The organism is Ruegeria sp. AM4, assembly GCF_056540665.1.
Genome location: NZ_JBQFXD010000014.1, coordinates 40,111 through 52,501, shown reverse-complemented (window position 1 = coordinate 52,501; position 12,391 = coordinate 40,111). Strand labels below are relative to the sequence as shown.

At 54.0% G+C, this 12,391-nt stretch carries 12 protein-coding genes; 7 read left to right on the top strand and 5 right to left on the bottom strand.

All coding sequences use genetic code 11. The features are described from left to right. Nucleotides 1-3: 3 nt before the first annotated feature. The 3 genes from betC to ACR0JA_RS19850 all read right to left on the bottom strand — a co-directional run bounded on the left by betC (nucleotide 4) and on the right by ACR0JA_RS19850 (nucleotide 3,973). Nucleotides 4-1,530, bottom strand: coding sequence for a choline-sulfatase (betC, locus tag ACR0JA_RS19860; protein ID WP_480578789.1), 1,527 nt, complete (start codon nucleotides 1,528-1,530; stop codon nucleotides 4-6). Beyond that, nucleotides 1,527-2,648 (bottom strand): aromatic ring-hydroxylating oxygenase subunit alpha, encoded by a 1,122-nt coding sequence (locus tag ACR0JA_RS19855; RefSeq protein ID WP_480578787.1) that lies wholly within the window; start codon nucleotides 2,646-2,648, stop codon nucleotides 1,527-1,529. The genes betC and ACR0JA_RS19855 overlap by 4 nt, the downstream gene beginning before the upstream one ends. A 446-nt stretch (nucleotides 2,649-3,094) precedes the next feature. Further along, on the bottom strand, nucleotides 3,095-3,973 hold the full coding sequence (locus ACR0JA_RS19850) for a LysR substrate-binding domain-containing protein (RefSeq protein ID WP_480578785.1): 879 nt from the start codon (nucleotides 3,971-3,973) through the stop codon (nucleotides 3,095-3,097). Nucleotides 3,974-4,091: 118 nt separating this feature from the next. Here ACR0JA_RS19850 and ACR0JA_RS19845 point away from each other — a divergent pair, with 118 nt between their 5' ends. Both ACR0JA_RS19845 and ACR0JA_RS19840 read left to right on the top strand, forming a co-directional pair. Next, entirely contained in the window at nucleotides 4,092-4,841 is a 750-nt protein-coding gene (locus ACR0JA_RS19845) for an SDR family oxidoreductase (RefSeq protein WP_480578783.1), read from the top strand. Nucleotides 4,842-4,860: 19 nt separating this feature from the next. After that, nucleotides 4,861-5,244, top strand: a complete 384-nt coding sequence (locus ACR0JA_RS19840) for an ectoine synthase (RefSeq protein ID WP_480578781.1) — start codon at nucleotides 4,861-4,863, stop codon at nucleotides 5,242-5,244. A 483-nt stretch (nucleotides 5,245-5,727) separates the two neighbouring features. Here the strand turns inward: ACR0JA_RS19840 and ACR0JA_RS19835 are convergent, their stop codons facing one another. After that, nucleotides 5,728-6,927 (bottom strand): ROK family transcriptional regulator, encoded by a 1,200-nt coding sequence (locus ACR0JA_RS19835; RefSeq protein WP_480578916.1) that lies wholly within the window; start codon nucleotides 6,925-6,927, stop codon nucleotides 5,728-5,730. A gap of 186 nt (nucleotides 6,928-7,113) precedes the next feature. Here ACR0JA_RS19835 and ACR0JA_RS19830 point away from each other — a divergent pair, with 186 nt between their 5' ends. From ACR0JA_RS19830 to ACR0JA_RS19815, 4 genes are all read left to right on the top strand, one after another. After that, complete coding sequence (locus ACR0JA_RS19830) at nucleotides 7,114-8,133, top strand: substrate-binding domain-containing protein (RefSeq protein WP_480578779.1); 1,020 nt, start codon at nucleotides 7,114-7,116, stop codon at nucleotides 8,131-8,133. Nucleotides 8,134-8,250: 117 nt separating this feature from the next. Then, a complete protein-coding gene (locus tag ACR0JA_RS19825; protein WP_480578777.1) occupies nucleotides 8,251-9,321 on the top strand; it encodes an ABC transporter permease in 1,071 nt (356 codons plus the stop codon). Beyond that, complete coding sequence (locus ACR0JA_RS19820) at nucleotides 9,321-10,103, top strand: ATP-binding cassette domain-containing protein (RefSeq protein ID WP_480578775.1); 783 nt, start codon at nucleotides 9,321-9,323, stop codon at nucleotides 10,101-10,103. Before ACR0JA_RS19825 ends, ACR0JA_RS19820 begins: the two co-directional genes overlap by 1 nt. A gap of 278 nt (nucleotides 10,104-10,381) precedes the next feature. Then, a complete protein-coding gene (locus tag ACR0JA_RS19815) occupies nucleotides 10,382-10,606 on the top strand; it encodes a hypothetical protein (protein ID WP_480578773.1) in 225 nt (74 codons plus the stop codon). Nucleotides 10,607-10,937: 331 nt separating this feature from the next. Here the strand turns inward: ACR0JA_RS19815 and ACR0JA_RS19810 are convergent, their stop codons facing one another. After that, nucleotides 10,938-11,492 carry a TetR/AcrR family transcriptional regulator gene (locus tag ACR0JA_RS19810; RefSeq protein WP_480578771.1) on the bottom strand — a complete coding sequence of 185 codons (555 nt, stop codon included), beginning with the start codon at nucleotides 11,490-11,492 and terminating at the stop codon, nucleotides 10,938-10,940. 280 nt (nucleotides 11,493-11,772) lie between these two features. On the opposite strand from ACR0JA_RS19810, the gene ACR0JA_RS19805 reads away from it, so the two are divergent. After that, the gene (locus ACR0JA_RS19805; protein ID WP_480578769.1) at nucleotides 11,773-12,369 is read left to right on the top strand and encodes a pyridoxamine 5'-phosphate oxidase family protein; all 597 of its coding nucleotides are present in this window, start codon (nucleotides 11,773-11,775) and stop codon (nucleotides 12,367-12,369) included. The last annotated feature ends 22 nt before the right edge of the window (nucleotides 12,370-12,391 follow it).

Sequence of the window (12,391 nt, the reverse complement as noted above, 5' to 3'; positions counted from 1 at the left end):
CTTTCAATCCTTCACGGGCGGATAGCGATAGCGGCGTGCGGCCACCGTCCAATCCATATTGTTGCGTACAAACTGCTGACTTGCGTCAGACGGCGGGTTGTAATCCCAGGGCGCGCTTGCCCCTGCTTCCATGGCGGCATGCAACGCGCGCCGCGATTTTTGCGTGGCGATTATCTGCCTTCGCAATTCGCTGCCGTCCCAACGCAACGACACTTCGGTCGAAAAACCAGCTACCGCTTCGGCATAGTCCGGATCCCTGGCAAGGTTCTTCGTCTCTAAAGGATCAATGCTTAGGTCGTAGAGTTGAGCTGGATCGCTATCACAATGTATGTATTTCAGGGGTCCGCGCCGGATCATGATCACCGGGTAGCCTGTCATCTCGGCACAGTACTCACCGATAGCCTCATCAACTGGGTCTCCTTCGCCTCGGGCCAATGGCATTAGACTGCGGCCATCGATCGGCTCTCCGATCATCGTCTTTTCTCCGCCACCGATGTCGATAAATGTCGGCAATAGATCGACGAGCGATACGGCGTTTTGAGCGGCCCCAACTGCAATGCCCGGCCCGGCCATGACCAAAGGAACGCGTGCCGAATGCTCGAAGAAGTTCATTTTGTACCATAGCCCGCGTTCACCCAGCATGTCGCCGTGGTCGGCTGTGACCATCACAATAGTATTTTCCAGCTCACCTGTTTCTTCGAGCGTTTGGACCAGCTCGCCGATTTTGCTGTCGAAGTAGCTGACGTTTGCCAGATAAGCACGCCGAGCGCGCCGAATTTCTTCTTCGGTCAGTGGCACAACAGACGCTTCGATCCCATCCATCAAACGACGGGAGAACGGGTCTTGATCCTCGAGCGCGGGCACAAAAGCGGGCATTTCAATGTCATCGTCCGCGTACAGATTCCACCACTCTGGTCGTGCCACGTAAGGATCATGAGGATGAATGAAGCTTGCAACCATCGCGAATGGCGCGTCGTTGCCAAGCGCTTTGTCGCGGGCCGCATCGAACAGCCAACGTTTGGCGGCAAATCCAACCTCGTCGTCGTAATCGATCTGGAATGTCGTATGGGCCAAGCCGCTCTCCTTGACCGTCTGCATATTGTGATACCACTTGTCGATCCGCTCGTCCGGGGCCTCCCAATCTGGTGTCCACGCAAAATCTGCGGGGTAAATATCTGTCGTCACCCTATCTTCGAAACCATGCATCTGATCTGGGCCAATGAAATGCATCTTTCCTGACAGGCAGGTCCGGTATCCCAGCGATTTGAGATAATGCGCAAAAGTAGGAACAGAGGCCTTGAACTCGGATGCATTGTCATAAGCCGCAATGCGGCTGATGTGCTGACCAGACATAAAGGCAAACCGTGACGGCGCGCACAGGGGGGAATTGCAATAAGCTGCGTCGAAGCGCATGCCGCGAGCGGCCAACGCATCAAGGTGTGGCGTCTTGGCGACCTTGTGCCCATAGGCCCCCGTGAAATGCGGAGCCAACTGGTCCGCCATGATCACAAGGATATTTGGCCGCGTCACGCAGCACCTTTTGCATAAGCGTCCAGAACCAGGCCATGGAAGTGATGCACGGCGTGTTCGGACTTGCCGGACCCATCCGGATCATTGACGATCCGGCCCTGAGTGAACGCGGGCGTATTCATCCCGCGCTGCACACTTTCGACGAGGCTGATATCTTCGACCTGCAAAACTTCATCCAGATAGCGAATTGCATCCAGCTCCATCGCGTCGGGTTCCGGCGTCTCAAGGAAGAAGTCATAGGTTTCAAGTGTTCGGTCTGGTCCGGCTGGGATGATGTTCAACACGATCATACTTGAGCGTCCCGGGTACCGCATCAGGCAGGTGGTCGGGTAAAGCCACCAAACTGCGTGGGTCTTTATCGTGGCATTCGACACGTCATAGGCGGTATTTGGACTGTTTCCCGCGTCAGCCATGTGGCTCGAGTAGATGCCGTAGGTTGTGACCTTATATGTGTCCATATCCACTAGGTCGCAAAAATCCTTGTGGGCCGTAGGACAGTGGTAGCATTCCAGAAAGTTGTCCACGACGTTCTTCCAGTTCGATTTGATGTCATAGGTAAGACGGTGGCCAAAAGTGAGTTGATCCACATCCGGCGCCCAGTGGCGTACCTCGGTTTCCAAGTTTCCGGATTGCTCTGACAAAGAAGCTGCGGTTGGATCCAGATTGACAAATACAAATCCGCAAAACTCCTCGACCTGCACTTCGTCGAGACAAATCTCGTCCTTGTTGAAGTCTTCAAGGTTTTCGGTATGTGGCGCACGCGCCAATTGCCCGTCAAGCTTATAGACCCAGGCATGATAGGGGCACATGATCCGCGTGGTATTGCCTTCGCCTGATAGCAGTTCGTGCGCACGGTGTTTGCAAACGTTGTAAAAGGCGCGAAGCGTACCCTCTTTGTCACGCACCACCGCAATAGGTTGCCCGGCAATATTCACCGTTACAAAAGATCCCGGCTCACGTGTTTTCTCGACATGGCACACCCATTGCCAAGTCTTGGAGAGAATGGAGCGGAGGTCAGCGTCAAACCACTTGTCCTCGGTATATGCCGCAGCCTGCAATGAGCTAGAGCGCGATGGATCAACGTGATAGCCCAAGGAAATAGTATCTGAATCGGTCATTCTGCTCCTCCTGAGTAAGGAAAAACTTATTGCAAATGGGATTTGATGATATGCTTAATCGGTCGCCACTTTGACTATTTTCGCCAAGTGTCCTGCTTTCTAGCGAGCGCCGTACTAACTTTTAGAGCGCTGGATCTAGTTGATTAGCGAATGCTGGGTCCTTGCTTGCCAGCAATTATTTTGAGGTCTTTCGTGCACATTGCGTCGACAGGTCAATTGTCATCTTTTGGAACTTTGTCGCTGGCGAAGGCACCATGGCAGAACCTGAGACGACAAACTTTGATGAGCACAAGAACCGGGCAATCATCGCCCTAAAAGTCAGTATTCAGGACATTCGCGTCTAAACCGAGTTTATTGACGAGTGACCGCACCAAATGCCCGACAAATTCCACCTTTGAAAAAGTGAATGAAAGATCGTTCCGGTTGGGGCGAATAATACCCAGAGCTCAAATCGACATGAGCCATTTCTTGAAAATTCTTACGGTGACCCGCTCTTGCTCGCCTGGTCGGCAGACGAAGTATAGGCCTCGATCCAAAGGAACGCTGCTTTGGTCGAGGCGGATCAAACGGCCAAGTTCTAGGTCCCTCTCGACCAACAGATGCCTTGCCAATGCCACACCTTGCCCGTCAATCGCCGCCTCTAACAGAACGGCGCTATCCACGTATTTGATACTCTGCGAATTGATCCGATCAGCGCTTAGCCCGACTTGCGCAGCCCAGCTGTCCCAACCGACGTTGAAGGCGTCGTGCAGCAATGGGAGATCGGCGATGTCCTCAGCCTGCATCGGCTGGTTTGCATTCTCGACAATGGACGGCGCGGCCACAACTACCAGTTCCTCTTGTCTAATTTGCTCATGATGTAACCCTTCCCAACCAGGTTCACCAAACCGCAGGGCTACATCGACTTCGGAAGAATCAAAATCGGCAAACGCATCGTTTGTGTCCAGCAACAATGCGATGCCCGGATGTTCTTTCTGAAACGAGCTAAGTAACGGCACAAGCCATTTTAGTGCCAGCGATGTGGACAAAGAGACTGTGATCGACTGGCGGTGATGCAATCGCTTCACTTCCGATACGCCAAGTTGCAACGCCGAAAACGCCGAACGTGTTGATCTATACAGGCGCTCTCCGGCCTTTGTCAGTTCTACGCCCTTGGGGCGGCGGTAAAAGAGTGTCGCGCCAAGATGGAGCTCCAGCAACTTGATTTGTCGGCTGATCGCACCGTGGGTGACGTTCAGTGCATCCGCGGCTTTGGTCAGGCTGGAGTGGGTTGCGGTTTCGTCAAAAGCTTGCAGGGCTCGAAGGTGTCTAAGGTTTTCTGCCATGTGAGAAAACTTAACAGCAATCTTCAATAAACTCGATATCAACTGATCATTCTTCGGCGTTACACTGAGATCAGTTCAAAGAACCTCACACACAATGAACCTGAAAAAGGGGAATATCATGCCAGATACCAAAGTCGCACTGATGACGGGAACAGGACAAGGCATTGGCCGCGGCTGCGCCATCGAAATGGCAAAGGCGGGCTATAAAGTCTCGCTTATGTCTCCGTCCAATCGATCGGTTGAACTGGCTGAGGAACTTGGGGGCATTGGCCGCCGCGGCTCGGTCCTGGATGTCGAGGATTTGCAGGCGATGGTTGATGCCACCATGAGCAAGTATGGTCGAATTGATGCGATTGTCAGCAATATGGGGCATGGCGGAACGGTACCTGAAGCGATCAAAACAGTCGGTTTCGATCCTGACTTTGACGGGCCGCTTTTGGAACTCAGCGATGCTTTGTGGCACGAGAGTTTGGATATGTACGTGCTGAACGTCGTGAAGATCGCCCGCATCGTCACGCCTTTGCTGATCGAACAAGGTGGAGGTGCTTTCGTAAACATCTCTTCCATGAACACGATAGAACCACGCGCACCCTATCCGATGAGCACGCTGCGTGGCGCGCTGCACAGTTTCTCAAAGCTTTACGGAGATCGGTATGCGCGGCACAACATACGCATGAACAACCTGCTTCCCGGGTTCTGCGAGAACGTAAACCTGTCTGAACAGGCTCGACGGGAGATCCCGGCGCAACGGCCGGCAACATTCGAAGAAATTGGACAGGCATGCGTCTTTCTTGCCAGCGATGGTGCCCGATATATCAACGGTCAGAGTATTCTGTCCGACGGTGGGATGAACCGCGGCGTGAGATAGTAACAAAAGGCGGTGAAGAATGATTGTAACGGCACTCAAAGATATCCTTGGCTCAGATCGGGATGTGTATGGACCGGGCTGGAACAGCAGGCGGCTATTGCTGGCTTATGATGGCATGGGATTTTCGCTGACGGATACGATCATCGAAAAAGGCGCAGAACTTGAGCTTGAATACACCCACCATTTAGAGGCGTGTTATTGTATCCAGGGCACAGGTCAGATCAGGGCAGCCGACGATGAAACCTGGCATTCCCTTGAGCCATTTACTCTCTACGCATTGGATCAGCATGATCGGCACGTAGTCCGCGCCACGGATGCGAACTTGCGGCTTGTCTGTGTTTTTACACCACCGCTAAGTGGGCGCGAAGTTCACCGCGAAGATGGAAGTTACGCGCTTTCTTGATTGTGGTAAACGGTTGGGCCGGTTTGCGATTTCGGCTATCGGATTTAATTTTTTCGTCACTTTAGGTTGGCAATGCCACGGGGCGCACGTTGGAGGAGATATTTTTTACCGCGAAACACAACGTTCGAAGCAGTACGAACACGTTGAAGGCCAGGTTCCAAAGCTTCGCATTGCAGTTAACTGAAAGGGTTCGATTGCGGCTCTGTTTCTGGCCTCAACACGAATGGCGTACCAGATAGAGACACTCTTTGAATTGAGGATCGCTTCGCTCAATCCGCCCCGAACAATAATTTCTAAAGGTTTTGCGACTGTCTGACTGGTTGCTTCCAGCAGGGCATAGATTCCATTGTAACAACGATCTGGCCCAAAGATGCCGCGTGGCGAAGCCGATTTGAAGGATCTGGTCTTGGAATTTGGTGCAGTTCGCGGTGCTGGGGCCTGCGATACTTTCGTCGTTGGTAAACTGACAACAACAAACCACCGCTACATTCCGGAAAGCCCTGCGTTGGTGTTCAACAGAAACTGGCGGAAAATCGGGCTGCTTGCCGCGCCGATGCAGCGGGCGTTTTCGCCAACCGCAGCTGCTTCGACCACCGGAGGTATCAAGCCGCGTTTGTCCTGATTGACCAGGTAGCGGCGTACTCTTGAGACCAGTTCTTCGCGAACTTCTGGCGGGAAGGCACCGTCGATAAAGATGGCCTCAAAGTCGATAACAGCGCAAATTGAAAGCGCGGCCTTGGCCAGTTCCTGCGCCGTCGTGCCGATCCACGGTTCGACATATCTTGCAATGCTGCTCCAATCCTGCGGCTTTTTCCAAAGAATACCGGGATCGACACCCGCTTCGATCAGCCTGTCCTCGAGCAAAAACAGCGATGCGGTATCAATCAGTTGCTGGCTTTCACCCAAAGGGCCCGTCGTGCGCATCGCGCCCAAGGCGCCGGCATTGCCCTGATTGCCTTCGAACACGGTGCCATTCAGTGCGACCCCACCACCGATCATCGAACCGATGAAGAAATAGAAGTAGTCGCGATACTCGGCCCCACGACCATAGAGATGCTCGGCGTGACACGCTGCGGTCGCGTCATTGACCACAAACACCGGCAGATCGCTGAACTTGGCCACCTCGGAGAAAAAGTTCACGTTCTTCCACGAGCTGAACTTCCTGGCTGCAAGCCCGGTCAGGTCGTGCCATTTCCACAGTTCGAACGGCGTGCCAATACCGATCCCGCATACGCGATCACGAAGCCGTTGAGGTTCGCGAGAAAGAAGCGTTTCCAGGCCTGACTCCAGGAAACCGAAGACGGCCTCTGGTAGCGGGTAGTCATAGGTGGTGGAAAGCTGGCGGCGCGGTTTGCCGGTAAAATCGATCAATAGCAGGTCGGCACTTCGTCGCCCGATCTTCATTCCGACAGACAAGATGCCTTCAGGATTTAGTTCCATCGGAATTGACGGCTTTCCAACTTTCCCGCGCAAAGGGGTGCCGCGCTTGAGAATCTCGTCCTTCTCGAGCTTGCGCATAATGATGGACACAGTCTGAGGCGAGAGACCCGTAAGCCGCGCGACATCGGCCCCGGCTGTTGGCCCATGCCGTTGTAAAACCGTCAAAATCAGCCGCTCGTTGTGGTCGCGAACGCCGCTTTGACTTACGCCGCCAGTCAGTAGTCTGAGCGTCTCTTTCTCCATAGCTCTGAACATAACCACCTCGTTTCCTTATGAAAAGATGCCGCGGCAAATTAATAAATAAACTTTATTTATTTATTGACAGCAAGGCAAGAATCGCATTTCTATACGTATGACCTGCATTGGAGGATGGAGGTGGGTCTCGCAGGCTTGCCGCGCGGGACGACAACAATTTTCTGGGAGGATAATATGAAAAATTTACTCAAGCTTGCCGCCTCCGCAGCCGCGCTTACGATGGCTGCCGCATCTGCCCAAGCGGCCGGAGAAACCGTCTGCCTGATCACCAAGACGGACACCAATCCATTCTTCGTGAAAATGAAAGAAGGTGCGACGGCGAAGGCCGAAGAGCTGGGCATGACGCTAAAAGCGTTTGCCGGCAAGATTGACGGCGACCATGAAACTCAGGTCCAAGCCATAGAAACCTGCATTCTGGACGGAGCAAAGGGAATTCTGCTGACGGCATCTGACACAAGCTCGATTGTCCCGGCTGTTCAGCAGGCGCGCGATGCAGGTCTTCTCGTTATCGCACTGGACACACCGCTGAGCCCGATCGACTCGGCCGATGCAACGTTTGCGACGGACAATTACAAAGCTGGTCTGCTGATCGGACAATGGGCGAAGGCCAAGATGGGCGATGCGGCAGCCGATGCCAAGATCGCGACGCTTGATCTGAATGTCAGTCAGCCGACCGTGGATGTTCTACGCAACCAGGGCTTTTTGGATGGCTTCGGCGTCGACCTCGCCGACCCGAATGTGATCGGCGACGAAACGGATGCTCGTCTGGTCGGAAGCGACGTGACTGACGGCAACGAAGAAGGCGGCCGCCGTGCCATGGAGAACCTTCTGGCCAAAGATTCAGCGATCAACGTTGTTCACACGATCAATGAACCGGCCGCAGCGGGCGCGTACGAAGCTCTGAAATCAATCGGTCGCGAGAACGACGTGCTGATCGTGTCCGTTGATGGCGGTTGCCCCGGCGTGCAGAATGTGGAAGCTGGAGTTATCGGTGCCACCAGCCAGCAATATCCGCTGTTGATGGCATCGCTGGGTGTCGAGGCCGTAAAGAAATGGGCAGACGAGGGCGTGAAGCCTGAAAACACGCCCGGAAAAGACTTCTACGATACCGGCGTTGCGCTGATTACCGACCAACCTGTTGATGGTGTGGAGTCGATCTCGGTCGCCGAAGGTCTGGAGCTCTGCTGGGGCTAATCAAAGACCAGTTGGATGAGGCGCGCATCTGCGCCTCATCATTCCTTTCACAGCAAACCAAAACTTCCTGTAAACTAGCCTCGTGGTCGCACTGTCAGCCACGAAAGAGGGGGAGATATGTCTGAAGCAAACCAAGGCACCCAGGAATTTGAATCCGCTGCCAGCAGGACAGAAACTGTCGCGGAGTTCGAAGACAATCGGCGTGGCGTTCTGGGGAAGTTGCAGCATCTTCTCCATGTTAATCCATCTTTTGTGCCGCTAATCGTGCTGGTCGGTGCAATTTTGATCTTTGGCCTGCTTCTGGGCTCGAAATTCTTCTCACCCTTTGCAATGACGCTGATCCTTCAACAGGTTCAGATTGTTGGCATCGTTGCTGCGGCTCAAAGCCTTGTCATTCTGACCGCAGGCATTGATCTGAGCGTCGGCGCGATCATGGTGTTTTCTTCTGTCATTATGGGGCAATTCACGTTCCGATATGGCATTCCGGTGCCAATCGCAGTGATGTGCGGACTGGCCGTCGGAACGATGATCGGGGCGCTGAATGGTTGGCTTGTCAGCCGCGTTAAGCTTCCCCCGTTTATTGTCACGCTCGGGATGTGGCAGATCATTCTTGCGACCAACTTTCTGTATTCCGCGAACGAGACCATTCGCAGCCAGGACATCGAAGCCAACGCTCCGTTCCTTCAGTTTTTTGGCACCAAGTTTAGTATCGGTGGTGCGACCTTTACGGTCGGCGTGATATTCATGCTCGCTCTGATCTTCGTGTTGGCCTATGCGCTGAAACACACTGCCTGGGGGCGTCATGTCTACGCGGTCGGCGATGATCCTGAAGCGGCAGAATTGTCCGGGGTCAACGTCCATCGAACGCTGATGTCCGTCTACATGTTGTCGGGTCTGATCTGTGCATTCGCGGGCTGGGCTTTGATAGGACGCATCGGATCGGTCTCGCCGACATCCGGCCAATTGGCCAATATTGAAAGCATCACCGCTGTCGTGATCGGAGGTATCTCTCTGTTTGGCGGACGGGGTTCCATTTTGGGATCCTTGTTCGGAGCGTTGATCGTCGGTGTGTTTACTCTTGGGCTGAGGCTGTTGGGCGCAGATGCGCAGTGGACCTTCTTGCTCATCGGCCTTCTCATCATCGCGGCGGTCGCTGTTGATCAGTGGATCAGAAAGGTATCGGGCTAATGTCAGACACAACTCCAGTCGTCCAAGGGCGCGGGATCGTGAAGCGCTATGGCCACGTCACCGCCATCGACCATTCAGATTTTGAACTGCGTCAGGGGGAAATCCTTGCGGTCATCGGAGACAATGGCGCGGGAAAATCCTCGATCGTCAAAGCGATTTGCGGTGCGACAATCCCGGACGAGGGCGAAATTCTGATCGAAGGAAAGAAGGTCAACTTCACCTCTCCGATTGATGCCCGAAACATGGGGATCGAAATCGTTTATCAGCAGCTTGCCATGTCGCCCGCATTGTCAATTGCCGACAACATGTTCATGGGCCGCGAAATTCGCAAACAGGGCTTCATGGGGCAATACCTGCGCCAACTCGATCGCCCGGCAATGGAGAAATTCGCGCGCGAAAAACTGACCGAACTTGGCTTGATGACGGTACAATCCATCAATCAGGCGGTCGAGACGCTTTCTGGCGGTCAGCGTCAGGGCGTCGCCGTTGCCCGTGCCGCCGCCTTTGCAACCAAATTCATCATCATGGACGAACCAACTGCCGCGTTAGGGGTGAAAGAAAGCCGCAAAGTGCTTGAACTGATCCAGGACGTGAGATCGCGCGGCATTCCGATCATCCTGATCAGCCACAACATGCCACATGTCTTCGAAGTCGCGGACCGCATCCACGTGCATAGGCTGGGCAAAAGGCTCTGCACTATCGATCCCAAGGATTACACGATGTCCGACGCCGTGGCCTTCATGACGGGGGCAAAGGAACCCCCGAAAGAGGACGCCGCCTGATCAAGCAGGGTGCAAAGGGCGGGTACGTTCTGATCTTTCCCCAAGAAGGCAAATTGGGGCCTTAAAATCTGTCAATTTGCATCGGGCAGTTGACGCGTTTCTAGCTTACGAACCTGTCGAAGTCCTATCGACGCCGCAGAAGTACGTCTTGCTGCGACCCAAGCCTGCGCTGCATTGCAGCACGCGCAATGGAGCTATGAGCAAACATACACTACTCAGCAAGGTTCCGATGACAAATATTGAACGCCAAGGGAGGACCAACGTTTACGAGGGTCCAAATGGCACACTCAGCAACAACCACACAGGCGCGTTTGTCGCTGCCCGGTTTGATAGCGTCTATCGGGTCGTCGATCTACTCGGTACTCATCAGCGTGGCGGAAGCCCAATCGCGTGTTCGGCAGGTCGAGTTCCTGCAATCGCTCAGCGACGAAGAACTTAAAAACCGCGGCCTGACGCGCGAGCGGATCGTACATCGGGTATTTGCAGACTCAATCTGGTTCTGATCTTCGCTGCTACAGAGGAGGCGATGGCATGACCAACCTCCTCTGTACCGCGCGACCGTACTCGGATTAGGCGCTGCCAGCCGCCTGTTGTTGGCATATGAAGCCCGGCTTTTGCGCCGCAAGGTTCTTACTTGCGTAAGTGGTGCACAGATAGGTATCGACTTGGGACGCGTCATTGTCGTGAGTGCAGTCCTGAATTCGCCGGTTGCCGTGTTTTCGCGTCTAACCTGAGGCGAAATCAGCACTCAAACATTTTTACGATTGCTCACCAAAAGCGCATGCGACTTACGGCACCAAATTTGGACTAAGCCGTTCTGTCGCGCACAATCGATCAGCCGGCCAACAAGACTTCCGCGACGACCTTTGCTTCGCGCGCTGCAGTTTCCGAATGTGACATCGCGGCAATGACGATGGCCCCTTCCTTCAGCAGCAGGAGTTGCCGGGCCATCAATTTCGGGTTCTCGACTCCAGCCCTTTTGGCCAAATCTGCGAAATGGTCCAACAACATGCGTTTGTGTGCATAGGCCTGTACATTGATTGCATTCTCTGGGTCCTGAAATTCCGCGCTTGCTTTGATGAACATGCAGCCCTTGAAGCCGTCCTCGAGAAACCATTCCTCAAGCGCGTCGAACATTGCCAGCAGCTGGCCTTGTGGGGTGTCCGACAACTCTTCCATCCGTCTGAACAACCAATTCCGGAAGTTTTCATCCCGTAGGCGGAGCACTGCAAGGATCAATTCGTCCTTGGTGCGAAAGTGTTTGTAGATCGATGTTTTCGACACCCCGGTTTCTCGTGCCACAAGGTCCATACCGGTCGCATGAAAGCCGTTTCGATAAAACAGAAGAAGCGCTTTTCGAATCAGCTCTGCGCGTTTGTTTTGGCTCATATTCACATCTCACATTTACTGATCGGTAAATAAGTCCGAGCGTCAAATCTGTCAAGAAAATAACTAAAATATATATGGTTACCTCGAATCAACTCGGCGTGAACAGGAGATGTGATGAGGGCCATCAAATATTATTACTTGATAAGATTAACCGATCGGTACACCTTGGGCACACATTAACCGATCTGTTTACCTTGGGGCTGTTGGATACTCAAACCCATCTCTCCCGGCCTGAACAGGATCGAAACACCCCGGTCATCGCGACCCTCGGAGAACCAACATGGCCTATGCCTTTGCCAAGATCGCCTTCACGCCCACTGTTCGGGACCAGCAGGACAGAAACGGATCAGGCGCTTATGCCAACTTCCTGACTGACGCACGGTCAGGCGGTGACATCCTGTCGGACCACGAGCGCGCCTTTATCAAGGAATGTGACGGGTTCTATCAGGCGACCGTTTCGGAAACAGGCTGGCCTTATGTTCAGTTTCGCGGCGGGCCCCCCGGTTTTTTGCAGGCCGATGGCGAGAATGCGATCACCTATGCCGATCTAAAGGGCAACCGCCAGTACATCAGCCTTGGCAATTTGGCGGCGGACAACCGTATCGCACTGATCATCATGAATTACGCCCGCGCCGAGCGTTTGAAAATCTGGGGCCGGGTCGAAGTCGAGGAGCGTCCGACAGAACCCACCGAAGGTTGGCCCGACCAGGCCGAGCGTCGCATCCGAATAGCGATCGAAGCCTTTGACTGGAATTGTCCGCGACATATCCCCAGACGCCTGACCGAAAAAGAATTCGGCGACGAATTGACCCTGCTACGCGCTGAGAACGAACGCCTGCGCGTCAAGCTCAAAGAGATTCAGGCGCGTTTCGGCTGAGCCGCCTGCACTTTGCCGCGAC